A 12,962-nucleotide genomic window follows, 5' to 3' on the forward strand; every position below is an offset into this window, starting at 1 on the left:
ATAGAAGCTAGAGCTATCCTAGAAGGTATCCCTTTTAGGATGGCTCTTTTTAATTGGTCGGTTATTTGATAAATATGGACCGCGCGCAGTAATTACGCCAGGAACGGTGCTGGCATCTGCTCAAACGAACACATTTTAAATGCTTAGTACTATCCAGATGGTATTACAATCACACAAACATCACAGCAAGTGTCAGGTGCAATAGGTATTGCTGTTATTATAGTTGCTCTGTTTTCCGCAAAACAAAATAGTCTCTTATCAAATATTGGCTTATCAAAAGCTACTGCGGCTGGTTCATCCTTTGTCTTTAAAATTAGCCTTAATCAATAAGGTTCTTTCATTATTTATCAAGAAAACATAGTGAAAATCTGTTAGAAATATGCAAAAAGCTTTCTAGGACTAAAGGTTTCCTTTATTAATAATTGCTTTTTCTTTATAATAGAAAACGAATAAATAAAGAAAAGAGGCTTAGCTATGCAACAGTATTTACAACTATGCCAACATATTTTAGAACATGGTCATAAAAAAGAAGACCGCACAGGCACAGGGACAATTAGTGTTTTTGGTTATCAAATGCGTTTTGATTTACAGAAAGGTTTTCCTTTAATGACGACGAAGCGTACACTATTTCGTTTAATTGCGTCAGAGCTTCTTTGGTTTTTAAAAGGCGATACAAATGTTCGTACATTGATTGCTGAGCGCAATTATATTTGGAACGAGTGGGCATTTGAAAAATGGGTAAAATCGCCTGAGTATGAAGGACCTGATATGGAGAATTTTGGCTTGCGAGCAGCGAAAGATGAGGACTTTGCGAAGATTTTACAGGAGCAAATGAGTATATTTAATACGCGTATGCTTGAAGATGAGGACTTTGCTGAAAAATATGGTGATTTAGGGCCGGTTTATGGTAAACAATGGCGTTCATGGCCAGCTGCTAATGGAGAGACGATTGACCAAATTGCTAATGTTATCCAGCAAATTAAAAACAATCCTGATTCACGTCGACTAATTGTGACGGCATGGAATCCTGCTGAAGTTGACCATATGGCGTTACCACCATGTCATGCGTTTTTCCAATTTTATGTAGCTGACGGAAGGTTATCTTGCCAGCTTTATCAGCGGAGTGCGGATGTATTTTTAGGTGTACCCTTTAATATCGCTTCTTATGCACTATTAACACATTTGATTGCAAATGAGTGTGGACTAGAGGTAGGAGAGTTTGTACATACTTTAGGTGATGCACATATTTATAGCAATCATTTAGAGCAGGTGAATGAACAATTATCCCGTGAGCCACGTCCGCTACCAACATTGCATATAGCGGCTGGAAAATCAATTTTTGATATGACGCTTCCAGATATTACTTTAGAGGGCTATGACCCGCACCCAACAATTAAAGCGTCAATCGCAGTGTAATAAAACATGAGGGCTGTCCGAAAAGGCAGCTCTCATTTTCAATTTAATTTGAACGAGCAATTTTTATTCGCAACACAATAGAGCTATGGGACTCTCAAATATTTGGAAGTCGTAAACAAATCATGCCAAAACGCTAAAATGAAACTTCAATCAGTGGGGTTTTCCTTTTCCCCACTGATTGTTAGTTGACACACTTGGGCTTTTTACGGGCAGTTAATTTTGCACCTATCCTTTAGTATAGTTTCACTTAAATCTTAAAGTGGGTGTCTTGTCTTACTGCTCGTTAATGCGGGATAAATTCTACAAATCCAATTCGTCTATTGCTCTAAGTCGTCGGATAATACGGCTAATTGCTGCTCTACTTCCTGCAGTAAGGCTAATTTTGCTTGTAGCTGTTTTTCGACATAGACAGATTGAGCGAAAAGCTGTTGCATATCGTTTTCGATTGTGGAGAGTGTCTCAATTGTTGGTTCCTCGGAAGAAGGGGGAGGTTGTTCTGATTCATATTTGAGTAGCTGGTTTTGTAAGCTACTAGTTGTTCGCTCGAGCTTATTTGTTGTAGCAGTTAGCTGACGTGATGTTTGCTCAATAAATAAATTTAGCTTTTGTTCGATTTTCGCAATTGTTGAATCTTTAACAGTGGAGGCTTGTTGAAATTGATTTTTGGTTGCGGCTAATTGTTTATTAAGTATACGAAGTTTATTTTTTTCGTCTAATAACGAGGAGATTTGTCTAATTTTCTTTCTTCGCTCCATTTTTAATGCTTGGATTGTTTGTTTATAATGTAAAGCTTGCTGCTGCCAATCCTTTTCTTTTTTGCGTAATTCAAGCGCTAGCTCCTTTTTCTCTTCTTGTAATTGCTTATTTTCCTGTTCTACTATTGAAATAGCTTCATTTAGACCTTGATATGTTGCTAATTCTTCCTCTAACAAAAGAATAGTTTGCTTCAGCTCGGCTATATTTTCATTGTCCATAATCTACCCCCTTTTCCGGTAAATTAGCTAATTGCTGTAACAACAGCTCAAATTGCTGCTGCTGCTGGTCGATGAGCAAATCAAACTTGGCGATAATATCCGAAATTTCTAATGAGGGCGAGGGGGCACTTTGCAAAAGATGCTGCAGCACAGTCTGCAATGTTTCCTTTTCCAAATACATAAAACTGGCGTCTCCCCGTTGCTGTACTTTTTCAGTAATTATTTTTTTCATATTATGTTGGCTCATTGTGTGCATCTGCTCCTTCCTCTGCATATCCTACACTACAAATATGTAGCGGATTGATTACTGGACTTCCTTCAGGTATTTCATCGCAGTATGTCCAGCCTTCTAAAAGTCCAAAATATGGTGTTTGGTGTGTCCATGTAAGCTGAAAATGTGGGAAAACAATCATTTCATTAGGTGCGATAATACTTTGATTAACTGGCTTAAACCAAAGCTCGTGCTTGCTTTTGACATCATTAAAGCGTTCCCAAATAAGCTGTTCATGAAATGTTTGTTTCATTTGACCGATAATATACTTCCCAGAAAAAGAGAAAGGTGCGTGTTTATGTAGTCGTAAATGGATAGAGAGGTTCGTTATCGGCTGTGTACCAACATTTAAAATGTGATAAGAAGCTAAGCAAAAGTTTTCCTTCTCTCGCTCATGCGACACAGTCATAGAGCTTGTAAAATAGCTAATTGACTGCGTTTCTTTAGAAAATACTTTTTGCTCGAGCTGCTGTTGAATGGTTTTTACATAGTTAGTCGTTTGTTGCTCGAGCTGTTTCATTTTTTCGATAATTTGCGAATGAATTTGCAAATCATTACCTCCTTACGAAAAAGAAAGAGAGGACAGTGCCTCTCTTTACATTATGTTGAAGCTAGTTGGAATAGCACCATTAACAGTTGCTTGGGAAGACATTTCCACATTTTTGTGGGCGAGCTGCTGGTGAGCAAGAGATTGGGAAATCTGCACGAGGCTCACAGTATTCAGCTAAAAATTCTACTGTTACTGGGAAAGTAGATTGAATGCTTTGGCAAACCGTCACAGTTACAGACAAGTTAGTGAATGTAATTGTTGGTGTACCACCTGTAGGGAATTCTGGCGTAATAGCACCTGTTGAGCAGACGAAGCAGTCTAAGTCTGTGTATGTTACTTTAACATCTGTTCCTTTAGGTGCACATAATGTAATTTGCTCGCAGCGAGAAATGTTAAATGACTCACTTTCATACATCATATTGTTCGCTGTTTTCACTACAATTGTCACAATGAAGTTTTTTTGCACTGTTAATTGCTGTAGTTTAACCGACCTTCCTGAAAGTGTAAATTGGCGATTTTCACGGCTCAAAATAACGACAGGATTTGTTGGATCTGGTACTACTCTACATTGGATAGATGCATGCGTTAAATCAACACCTGCTGGCAGCGTTGGAAAAGCAACCGCACCTTGTGGTGTAAGCTCAAAAGTAAGCTCTTTAACGATCCAATCGTATACTTTGTCGACATTGATACAAATTAGCTCGCGCACTTGCGATTGATTTATTTCTTGCATATTTTGTTGACACCTCCATAAAAGTTTTTTTCTTTCGTTTGTATCATATGACGCAGTAACAGTCGTATTTAGGCATTCAAAATGGGCGCTACTAGTCTTGCTGAAAACATGATGTGCTACTGTCACATCTAAGCATGGTCGCAATAAACTACGGTATAAAGTAAAACTGCTATTAGTGAGTTTCCACTAATTGTAGTCTTTACAAATGGACATTTGCAGGAAGGTTTTTATGCCTATGTCAGCAAATGCGAGATAAATGGAAAGGAGGATAGAATATGAGCAATTCCAAACAATATACAACTCATGATTTTGAGGCGTTACGTATGCAAGTTGCAGCATGTAAGGAAAAGCTAGAAAAGGCACAAAATAATAATGCCAAGGCGCAATTATTACAAATGAAACAGCGAATTTCTACTATAAAAAATCAATTGCAGCAGCCTGAAAAATTAGTTGAAGCAGAGGAATATAAGCCAGAGCATGAGGAGCAATTAATGATGGAAAAAAGAAGAGAACAGCGAATAGACGATGGCTTAGAGCTTTCTTATCGGCAATTGCAACAATTATTGCATTCTAGAAAAGTGAAAGAAACGAACATTACGGAAACGAGGCATTTAGAAAGTAGGGTAGCTGGCCCAAGACATTTTAACGAGCATTATTTCCAATCGGTTTACACATATCCAAGCCATGTGCATAATGGCTTATATCGCAATGCGCATAAGCCCATTGTTTTAAGAGATATAGATTCCATACAAAAAAATGAACATGTGCCACAACAACAAACGGTACCCCCAAAGATAAGACATGAAATAATAGAAAATGCTGAGATACCACAGGTGGAAATGCAACAAACTATGAATGAGGAAACAGTCTCTTTTGAGGAGTTAGAGGTGCGACAGGAAAGTCCCCAAATGGAAATACTTGCTACTGAAAACGAGGATTTAAAGGAGGAGCCACTGGACTTTATAACGTCCACTGTAGCACTTGAATCAATAAATGAGGAAACAACGTATGGGCAGAAAAAGGAAAAGTATACCTCATGGTGGAATTTTTTTAGGAAAAAATGATTGAAATAAAGCACTCCAAGCAAAACATCAAAAGTAGCGTAGTTGTTAGCCCTTCACTCCTTTCTCTCTATGAATAGGATAAAGACGAAAGGAGGTGGAACAATGACAAATAAATATTTTAAGTTTCATAGAGACTGTGGTTGTTCATCAGGCTCAAACAATTGCACATCAAGCGGACCATTTCAAGCAATCGATGCAGCTTGTGTTGTAACACCACCGAATAATGGTGTTACAGGTGGCTCAATTATTCCATTTTCTTCTGGTACAGTACCAGCAGTGTTAACAACAATTGGAGGCGGTTTAGTTGGCACAGGGAGCTTGATTGGCTTTGGTACGTCTGTGCCTAGTATTTCCTTGGCTGGTGGTTTAATTGAATTGCCGCTTGGTTCGGCTGCTGTCCCGTTAACGGAAGCTTTTTCTATGCCACGCGCAGGTAGATTAACAGCGATTTCAGCATCCTTTACAGCAACGGTCGGTGTTGCACTTGGTAGCTACACAGTCAACGCACAAATTTACCGAGCAGCTGCTGGCACTACAGCATTCACGCCATTAGCTGGTGCAACAGTTGATTTAAGCCCAGCAATCGTTAACCCTATAACGCTGGCACAAACAGTACAAGGTACAGCAACATTACCATCTATTCCAGTAGCAGCAGGTGATTTACTCATTATGGTATTCTCTGTGACGGGCTCAGGTGCATTATTAGAGGCTGCAACGATTACAGGTACAGCAAGTGCAGGCCTGAATATCGCATAATGAATAGACGCATGGGCAAATGACGTATATTTTTATGCTATACAGCTGATAATGTATGATAAAGTTAAACTTCAACAGGCTGTCGGGAAAGTAGGCTAGCACCTACATTTCCCAACAGTCATTTATGTTTTTCCATATTGCTGTGTTGATTTTTTCAGTATATGCTTAGTACAGGATTGAAGGAGTGATGAAATGATTTCATTAATAGTAGCACATGATAAAAATCGAGTAATAGGCTATGAAAATCAGATGCCATGGCATTTACCTGGGGAATTAAAGTATTTCAAGGAAATGACGATGGGGAAGCCGATTATTATGGGGCGTAAAACATTTGAATCAATTGGAAGGGCTTTACCGGGAAGGCGAAATATTATCATTACACGCAATGCATCATATAAAGCAGATAATATCGAAGTAGTGACGAGCTTAGACGAAGCGCTGCAGTTAGTGAAGGACGAGCCTGAAATTATGATTATTGGTGGAGAACAAATTTTCAAGCTAGCATTAGAAGTGGCAGACCGATTATATATTACAGAAATCGACTATGCTTTCGCTGGAGATACATATTTTCCTGCATATGAAGATTGGAAGCTAATAAGCAAAAGAGAGCCTGTCCAAGCTAAAGAGGGCTTTTATTTTACTTATTGTATTTTTGAAAAATAAAATTGGAGAAGCGTTCAAAAGCAGGGGAAGCACTGCCTTTGAACGCTTTATTTGTTTTTTATTAAAATAATAATCGTTCAAAAGGAATGTAAGCTGTTTTAAAAGATTGTAAACGGTGAAATTAGCGATTTTCCTTTGAATTTGAGATGAAATAAGTAAAGTTCTAAAAAAAGGAATGTATCTTTTAAACAGCTCTTTTTACATATCAATAGTGCGCCTAACATGTGATTTGCCATAATTTCTTCACGATTATTACTAATTCCTTGAACAATTTGTGAAAATGAAAAAAAGGACTTTTCTTTTTCGAAAAAAGGTGTAGAATAATAATTAAGAAGTTGTTATAAAACAGTTTTGTATATAATGAAACTGTTATAATACTAAATGAACTGAATGGAGGGTTTTAATATGTGGGTAATTACAGTATTTGAGCAACAGGACGTTCGTATTTTTGAGTACACAAGCAAAGATGAGGCAACAGAAGCATTACAGAAATTTAACAAAAATGCAGTATTGTCGTATACAAAATAAAACAGTAGTCACTTTAAAATTTTCAAAAGGAGTAGGGGAAAGCAAGCGTTTAATTGCTTTCCTGTTACTTCTTTTTTTATTTGCTTTTTTTACAATATGAGTGTACTATTTACCTATTACACTATGACGCGAGGTGATATAAATGAAAAGCTTCATCGCATTACTGCAAAAAGAGTGGCTAGTTGTGCGCGGAAACATCCTTTTTTTATTCGTTATTGGGCTACTGTTAATTTTTGGCGTACCGTATATTATTAATAAAAATGCAGAGACGTCTATTACAATAGGCGAACTAGTGATGATTTTTCTTGTGTTTTCAGTTTTATTAGGGACGATTGCTTCGCCCGTTCAATTTGTAACGAGCTTACGCACAGATGTTAATCGCAAGGAGATATGGTTACATTCTCCCCAATCAATTTATAAGCTAGTAGGCGCAAAAGCGTTATTTAGTATTTGTCTGTTTATTGTTTTTACATTTGTTGTTTTATGCAGCGCATTTATTATTATTTCAACACAATTGGAGTGGACATTGCTCAAAGCGTTGATTGCAAGCATCGTGATGACAATAGGCTTAACATGCTTACAGCTTTTAATTTTGACATACACGCAAGTTTTTTACACTTTCTATTTGCAGCTCAAGCGTTATATTGGCAAATTCTCCATGGCAGTGACAGTTCCTCTGGCTATTTTTGTAGGCTTTCTGTTAACAAAAATAGAAAATAGCACATTGTATCGTGCAATATTGCAGAAGGGCTATATATCTTTAGAGTCGCTTGAAAATTATTTACAGCCATCTAATCAATCTGTTTTCTTTTATGTTGGGTCCATTTATATAGTCCAAATATTGTTTTATGCATGCTGTGTCATCATTTTGTTTATATTGAGCTCGAAATGGCTTGAAAAGGTGGTATCGCAATCATGACTGATTTTACGCGAGATAAACCAATTTATAGTCAGTTAGTTGATAGAATTTGTGGCGATATTATTAAAGAACATTTACGTTTAGGTGATAAGCTACCGTCTGTGCGCGAATATGCGGTGCAAAGTGGCGTCAATGTCAATACAGTACAACGTGTTTATAAGGAGTTGGAATTGATGCAATTAACGGAAACAAAAAGAGGGCAAGGAACTTTTATTACGTCAAATGAACAGCGGCTACTTGAGCTGCGAGATAGCATGAAGGAGCAGCTTGCTGAGAGCTTTTTAGCGTCGATTGCATCGTTCGGTTTTTCGAAAGAGGAGATGCTACAACTGTTACAACGAAAGGGATGAGAATATGCTACAGCTTTCAAATATTAGTTTTTCCTATATGAAAAAACCTGTTTTACAAAATATTTCATGCCAATTCGAGCTTGGTAAAATAGTAGGTGTTGTCGGTGGAAATGGTGCGGGAAAATCCACATTATTAAAGCTAATAACAGGTATTTTGCGACCGGTGCAAGGGGAAATTAAGCTAAATGGCCAATGTGTTACAAGAACAAGTGCCGATAAAATAGCTTTTCTGCCAGATATGGATTTATTTTATGATTTTTATACTGTAGAACAATTATTTCACTTTTATCAAACACAGTTTACAGATTTTTCTTATGAAAAGGCCTCAATAATTGGTGAGTTTTTGGAAATTGAACGTGGTCGCAAGCTGCGTCAATTATCAAAGGGGCAGCGCGGTCGCGTGAAAATGGCGGCTACTCTAGGGCGTGAAGTACCACTTTATGTGATGGATGAGCCTTTTGCTGGATTAGACCCAATGGTGAAGGATTCTTTAATTAAAGGACTAATTCAATTTACAGATATGGAAACACAAACTATTATTTTATCAACACATGAATTATACGAGGTAGAACCTGTTTTAGATGAGGTATTGCTACTGCGTGATGGGCGTATTGCTGCACATGAGCAGCTAGAAGTTATTCGAGATGAGCATAATCAAGATGCAGTGCAGTGGATGAAAGCATTACATGCGGAGAGGATGGGGTAATATGGCACAACAGCCAATTGTACAATTGCGCAATTTAACGAAAATAATTCGTGGGAAAAAGCTTATTGATAGTCTTAATTTAGATTTATATGCGGGGCAAATTACTGGATTTTTAGGACCGAATGGCGCGGGGAAAACGACAACAATTCGTATGATGACAGGCTTAATGCACCCGACAGAGGGAGAGGTGCTAATTGAGGGACAATCGCTAAAAGAGCATTATGAAGAAGCGATTAGTAAAATTGGCGTAATCGTTGAAAATCCTGAAATGTATAAATATATGTCAGGCTATAAAAATTTATTGCATTTTGCGCGTATGCATCAGCATGTTAATAAAGAACGTATTGATGAGGTAGTGCATCAAGTTGGGCTAGAGAAGCGTATTCATGAAAAAGTTTCAACTTATTCCTTAGGGATGCGTCAGCGCTTAGGCTTAGCTCAAGCGTTATTACATCGTCCAAAGTTTTTAATATTAGATGAGCCTACGAATGGTTTAGACCCTGCTGGCATTCGAGAATTCCGCACATATTTGCGTAAAATTGCTGCGGAGGATGGCGTTTCTGTTTTTGTATCGAGCCATTTACTTTCTGAAATGGAGCTGATGTGTGACCGCATTGCCATTATCCAAAATGGCCAGCTTATTGATATTCGAGAGGTGCATGATGAGGCTGAAACAATTTATTATGTTGAGGCTGAGCCTTTAGCGAAAGTACAGGAAGTGATAGAGAAGCTACAAATTGAATTTATGACAAAGGCGAAAGGCTTGGAGCTTCATATACAAAAAGAGCAAGTACCGCAACTTATAAGTCAGCTTGTGGCACAGCAAGTAAATATTTTTGTTGTTCAGCCACAGCAAAAAACATTAGAAGAACAGTTTTTAGAGATGACAGGAGGCGGACAAATTGCTGAAACTCATACAAAATGAATGGATGAAATTATGGCATCAAAAAGCCACATGGACAATGCTTGGCATTTTAGTAGCAGTTATTGTTGGGGCTGGTGCTTTAAATAAATATTATGAGGAGCCAGACACACGTGATTGGCATGCGGTGGAAAAAGAGAATATTGAAACATCAAAGCAAATACTCGCAGAAGAAGACAATGCAGCAAATACTTACTGGCAGGATGCAATAGCTATTTCTGAATACCGGTTAGCTCATGATATTGCACCGCCGACAGGTATGACGGTGGCCAGCTTTATGGATTTTGGCGTGCAACTCATATCTATTGTGACATTGTTTACTGTAATCGTAGGAGCGAGTATCGTGTCGAGTGAATTTTCAACAGGTACCATTAAAATGCTATTAACTCGCCCTGTTACACGTGCCAAAATTTTAACTTCAAAACTTATCGCAACATTCGTTTATGGGCTTTTTATGCTTGCTGTTAATTTTGCTTTAGCTTGGATTGTTGCCCTTATTTTATATAGCGGAAATACAGGTACTGTACTAGAAGTTGTTAACGGTCAAGTACAGGAGGTAGATGTTTGGAAAAACATAATTGAACTTTCGACTTTATCGGCAGGCAATTTTATCATGTCCATACTTTTTGCCTTTTTAATTGGCTCTGTGTTTAGGTCAAGTGCTTTAGCAATTGGTCTGACAATGTTCTTAACCTTTATGGGTGGGGCAATTATAATGGTTATTAGCAGATATTCATTTACAAAATATGTTTGGCTTGCACATACAGATTTAACTCAATATTATGGTGAAGGCCAGCATATGATAGCAGGTGTAACAATGCCATTTTCTCTGGCGGTGTTAGCGATATACGCAATTATTTTCCTTGTGATTAGCTATTGGTCCTTTACAAAGCGTGATGTCACAGCTTAAGTAAAGAGACGGTTACAGACATCTATTATCAGTTTGTCGAGTTTTGCTGTTGAGCAAAAAAATTGTCATAGGTCTGCATCATCAAGTAAGCTAATTTATAATAATAATTTGTTTGAAATATGCTATTTTCGGATACATTATTATCATTATAGAAGCAATCAAGATGGAGGCAAATTTATGAACATTGTAGCAATTGTAGGAAGTTTACGTGCAGCATCATACAATATGATGTTAGCAAAATTTATTCAAAATCGTTATGCAGAAAAAGTAACGGTTGATATTTTAACATTACATGATATTCCAATGTATAACCAAGATGATGAGAACAATCCAACGCAAGCAGTTGTTGATTTTAAAGCGAAAGTGAAGGCTGCTGATGCAGTGCTTTGGCTTACGCCAGAATATAATTCGTCTATCCCGGGGGTTTTAGGGAATGCGATTGATTGGCTATCACGAGTTGATAAAGTGATGATTGGCAAGCCGTCATTTATTATGGGAGCATCAATGGGCAATTTAGGAACAGTAAAGGCACAAATGCATTTACGTGATATTTTATTTGCCTCAGGCTTAGGTTCACCTGTATTACAGGGAAATGAAGTGTATATTGGTGCAGCCCATACGAAATTTGATGCAGCTGGTAATTTAACAGATGAAGCAACAATTCAATTTTTAGATAAAGTTGTGAATAATTTTATCGAGTGGGTACAGTAAAATAGAAAAAGGCTAACGGAAAAAAATTTTTAAAGTGTAGCTTTTATATTAAATATATACTTAAAATCTATTTGTAATATTGACGATGATTTATCATTAAACACTTTACAAAGAGGGTGTCCCCAAATGGTTTTTGGACGCCCTCTATTTTTTTATGTTATATTTAGTAGAAAAGAACTAAAGGTGTTGTAAATGCACTCTTTGCTAACAAAGATAAAAGAGTTTTTTCATCAAATAAATCATTACATAAAAAATAGGTCTGTCCCAAAGCCGTGCATAGCCAGCATGTTGGACAGTAGCGATGATGTTTCACAAAATATTGATTTATATAAACAGAGAACGCCTTCTTTAAAAATGTGATAAACATTGGCTTAAGCAGTGTTATCCTTCAGTAAAAGGGAAGGGATGAAAACCTTTATTTCAATGCGGTGTCAAAACAAAATGGACTTTTCAGACAACCCCTGAAGAATGCCAGATTTGCGCAATTATCGAAATGAGGTAAATAAGCGCATCAAAGTGTGTTATCAATGCGTTGAATACGCGGAGCGACGTGCCTATCGCAAGTAATATACGTCTTTATCGCTTAAATATATATGTTTTTAATAGCGCGAGTCGCTCGCGCATTCTTGATTTCACTTCTACGGATGTTGGTGTTTTAGCTACAAGCACGTCCGCTTCTAACCCAATAATTTCCGCTAAAAATTTAGCGCGTTGCAAATGGTAGTCGTTAGATACAATCGTAATTGTTGTAATGTCCTCTGGTAATAGCTCCTTTGAAAAAAGTAAATTTTCATATGTAGAAGTGGAGTCTTCTTCAAGTAATATACGCTCTGCTGAGATACCGTGACTTATTAAATAGTCTGCCATTATAGACGCTTCTGTTGCGGGCTCATCATCTCCTTGACCGCCTGAAACGATGACTTGTACATGTGGGTGTTTTTGTAAATAATCGTTTGCCGCTTCAAGTCGATATTGCAAGGATAAGGAAGGCTCACCAGTTGGTCGTACCTTTGCACCTAAAATAATTAAAAAATCATTTGTGCCATTTGCTTTTGGGGAAGTACCTTTATTTATTTCGTTGTCAAGAAAGTAATAGCCCACGCCATAAAAAACAGCAATAGCTGCTGCGATGGAAAGCCATTTTTTCATATAATCACCTCTTGCTATAATAGAACGAGTGGTAGGAGAAAAAGATTCAAATTATATCTCTTTAGCAAGAAAAATAGATTATCTATTGGAAAAATTCGCAACTAGTGCTACGATAATGAATGACAACAATTTGCAGGGGGACGCTTTTGGCGTTGAGAAGGTTAAAACCTGACCCTTAGAACCTGTTCAGTTAACACTGGCGTAGGGAGCAAAGTACACGGTAGTAATTTTTCCTTGTATTTGACGCTCTCTATGTTTAGAGGGCTTTTTTTGTCGACTATTATCGAATGCTAATTTTAGATTTCATTTTTCGGCTAGGTTTGAAAAAGAAATGAGCTTC

At 37.4% G+C, this 12,962-nt stretch carries 16 protein-coding genes and 1 riboswitch; of the genes, 11 read left to right on the top strand and 5 right to left on the bottom strand.

What is annotated here, in order from left to right; genetic code table 11:
- Nucleotides 1–474 precede the first annotated feature (474 nt).
- Nucleotides 475–1,416, top strand: coding sequence for a thymidylate synthase (locus C9J36_RS07355; RefSeq protein WP_107942676.1), 942 nt, complete (start codon nt 475–477; stop codon nt 1,414–1,416).
- A gap of 317 nt (nt 1,417–1,733) precedes the next feature.
- On the opposite strand, the gene C9J36_RS07360 is transcribed toward C9J36_RS07355, so the two are convergent.
- The 4 genes from C9J36_RS07360 to C9J36_RS07375 form a co-directional block, all read right to left on the bottom strand.
- Nucleotides 1,734–2,390 carry a coiled-coil domain-containing protein gene (locus tag C9J36_RS07360; protein ID WP_107942677.1) on the bottom strand — a complete coding sequence of 219 codons (657 nt, stop codon included), beginning with the start codon at nt 2,388–2,390 and terminating at the stop codon, nt 1,734–1,736.
- Nucleotides 2,380–2,637: a hypothetical protein gene (locus C9J36_RS07365; RefSeq protein ID WP_107942678.1), complete on the bottom strand. Its 258-nt coding sequence runs from the start codon at nt 2,635–2,637 to the stop codon at nt 2,380–2,382. The genes C9J36_RS07360 and C9J36_RS07365 overlap by 11 nt, the downstream gene beginning before the upstream one ends.
- Nucleotides 2,624–3,211 (bottom strand): hypothetical protein, encoded by a 588-nt coding sequence (locus tag C9J36_RS07370; RefSeq protein ID WP_107942679.1) that lies wholly within the window; start codon nt 3,209–3,211, stop codon nt 2,624–2,626. Before C9J36_RS07370 ends, C9J36_RS07365 begins: the two co-directional genes overlap by 14 nt.
- A gap of 79 nt (nt 3,212–3,290) precedes the next feature.
- The gene (locus C9J36_RS07375) at nt 3,291–3,944 is read right to left on the bottom strand and encodes a BMQ_0737 family morphogenetic spore coat protein (RefSeq protein WP_066163309.1); all 654 of its coding nucleotides are present in this window, start codon (nt 3,942–3,944) and stop codon (nt 3,291–3,293) included.
- 275 nt (nt 3,945–4,219) lie between these two features.
- Between C9J36_RS07375 and C9J36_RS07380 the strand changes: the two genes are divergently transcribed.
- The 10 genes from C9J36_RS07380 to C9J36_RS07420 all read left to right on the top strand — a co-directional run bounded on the left by C9J36_RS07380 (nt 4,220) and on the right by C9J36_RS07420 (nt 11,473).
- A complete protein-coding gene (locus C9J36_RS07380) occupies nt 4,220–5,008 on the top strand; it encodes a hypothetical protein (protein WP_107942680.1) in 789 nt (262 codons plus the stop codon).
- Nucleotides 5,009–5,110: 102 nt separating this feature from the next.
- The gene (locus C9J36_RS07385; RefSeq protein WP_066163304.1) at nt 5,111–5,764 is read left to right on the top strand and encodes an exosporium glycoprotein BclB-related protein; all 654 of its coding nucleotides are present in this window, start codon (nt 5,111–5,113) and stop codon (nt 5,762–5,764) included.
- Nucleotides 5,765–5,956: 192 nt separating this feature from the next.
- The gene (locus C9J36_RS07390; RefSeq protein WP_066163302.1) at nt 5,957–6,427 is read left to right on the top strand and encodes a dihydrofolate reductase; all 471 of its coding nucleotides are present in this window, start codon (nt 5,957–5,959) and stop codon (nt 6,425–6,427) included.
- A 405-nt stretch (nt 6,428–6,832) separates the two neighbouring features.
- Nucleotides 6,833–6,955 (top strand): hypothetical protein, encoded by a 123-nt coding sequence (locus C9J36_RS17600; RefSeq protein WP_268807855.1) that lies wholly within the window; start codon nt 6,833–6,835, stop codon nt 6,953–6,955.
- A 142-nt stretch (nt 6,956–7,097) separates the two neighbouring features.
- The gene (locus C9J36_RS07395; protein WP_107942681.1) at nt 7,098–7,874 is read left to right on the top strand and encodes a hypothetical protein; all 777 of its coding nucleotides are present in this window, start codon (nt 7,098–7,100) and stop codon (nt 7,872–7,874) included.
- Nucleotides 7,868–8,224, top strand: coding sequence for a GntR family transcriptional regulator (locus C9J36_RS07400; protein WP_107942682.1), 357 nt, complete (start codon nt 7,868–7,870; stop codon nt 8,222–8,224). Before C9J36_RS07395 ends, C9J36_RS07400 begins: the two co-directional genes overlap by 7 nt.
- Nucleotides 8,225–8,228: 4 nt before the next feature.
- Nucleotides 8,229–8,930 carry an ATP-binding cassette domain-containing protein gene (locus C9J36_RS07405; RefSeq protein WP_066163297.1) on the top strand — a complete coding sequence of 234 codons (702 nt, stop codon included), beginning with the start codon at nt 8,229–8,231 and terminating at the stop codon, nt 8,928–8,930.
- Nucleotide 8,931: 1 nt separating this feature from the next.
- Entirely contained in the window at nt 8,932–9,855 is a 924-nt protein-coding gene (locus C9J36_RS07410; protein ID WP_107942683.1) for an ABC transporter ATP-binding protein, read from the top strand.
- On the top strand, nt 9,833–10,762 hold the full coding sequence (locus tag C9J36_RS07415; protein ID WP_082798930.1) for an ABC transporter permease: 930 nt from the start codon (nt 9,833–9,835) through the stop codon (nt 10,760–10,762). The genes C9J36_RS07410 and C9J36_RS07415 overlap by 23 nt, the downstream gene beginning before the upstream one ends.
- A gap of 177 nt (nt 10,763–10,939) precedes the next feature.
- Nucleotides 10,940–11,473, top strand: coding sequence for an NADPH-dependent FMN reductase (locus tag C9J36_RS07420; RefSeq protein ID WP_107942684.1), 534 nt, complete (start codon nt 10,940–10,942; stop codon nt 11,471–11,473).
- A 576-nt stretch (nt 11,474–12,049) separates the two neighbouring features.
- Here the strand turns inward: C9J36_RS07420 and C9J36_RS07425 are convergent.
- Nucleotides 12,050–12,622 (bottom strand): YdcF family protein, encoded by a 573-nt coding sequence (locus tag C9J36_RS07425; RefSeq protein ID WP_107942685.1) that lies wholly within the window; start codon nt 12,620–12,622, stop codon nt 12,050–12,052.
- Nucleotides 12,623–12,746: 124 nt separating this feature from the next.
- A riboswitch (TPP riboswitch) is annotated at nt 12,747–12,847 on the top strand.
- Nucleotides 12,848–12,962 lie beyond the last annotated feature (115 nt).

Source organism: Metasolibacillus fluoroglycofenilyticus (assembly GCF_003049645.1).
Taxonomy (GTDB): Bacteria; Bacillota; Bacilli; order Bacillales_A; family Planococcaceae; genus Metasolibacillus; species Metasolibacillus fluoroglycofenilyticus.

Excerpts from the sequence above, each read along its gene's own strand:
- C9J36_RS07355 (WP_107942676.1), top strand. The coding sequence starts at position 475 with ATGCAACAGTATTTACAACTATGCCAACATATTTTAGAACATGGTCAT.
- C9J36_RS07360 (WP_107942677.1), bottom strand. The coding sequence starts at position 2,390 with ATGGACAATGAAAATATAGCCGAGCTGAAGCAAACTATTCTTTTGTTA.
- C9J36_RS07365 (WP_107942678.1), bottom strand. The coding sequence starts at position 2,637 with ATGAGCCAACATAATATGAAAAAAATAATTACTGAAAAAGTACAGCAA.
- C9J36_RS07375 (WP_066163309.1), bottom strand. The coding sequence starts at position 3,944 with ATGCAAGAAATAAATCAATCGCAAGTGCGCGAGCTAATTTGTATCAAT.
- C9J36_RS07380 (WP_107942680.1), top strand. The coding sequence starts at position 4,220 with ATGAGCAATTCCAAACAATATACAACTCATGATTTTGAGGCGTTACGT.
- C9J36_RS07385 (WP_066163304.1), top strand. The coding sequence starts at position 5,111 with ATGACAAATAAATATTTTAAGTTTCATAGAGACTGTGGTTGTTCATCA.
- C9J36_RS07390 (WP_066163302.1), top strand. The coding sequence starts at position 5,957 with ATGATTTCATTAATAGTAGCACATGATAAAAATCGAGTAATAGGCTAT.
- C9J36_RS17600 (WP_268807855.1), top strand. The coding sequence starts at position 6,833 with ATGTGGGTAATTACAGTATTTGAGCAACAGGACGTTCGTATTTTTGAG.
- C9J36_RS07395 (WP_107942681.1), top strand. The coding sequence starts at position 7,098 with ATGAAAAGCTTCATCGCATTACTGCAAAAAGAGTGGCTAGTTGTGCGC.
- C9J36_RS07405 (WP_066163297.1), top strand. The coding sequence starts at position 8,229 with ATGCTACAGCTTTCAAATATTAGTTTTTCCTATATGAAAAAACCTGTT.
- C9J36_RS07410 (WP_107942683.1), top strand. The coding sequence starts at position 8,932 with ATGGCACAACAGCCAATTGTACAATTGCGCAATTTAACGAAAATAATT.
- C9J36_RS07420 (WP_107942684.1), top strand. The coding sequence starts at position 10,940 with ATGAACATTGTAGCAATTGTAGGAAGTTTACGTGCAGCATCATACAAT.
- C9J36_RS07425 (WP_107942685.1), bottom strand. The coding sequence starts at position 12,622 with ATGAAAAAATGGCTTTCCATCGCAGCAGCTATTGCTGTTTTTTATGGC.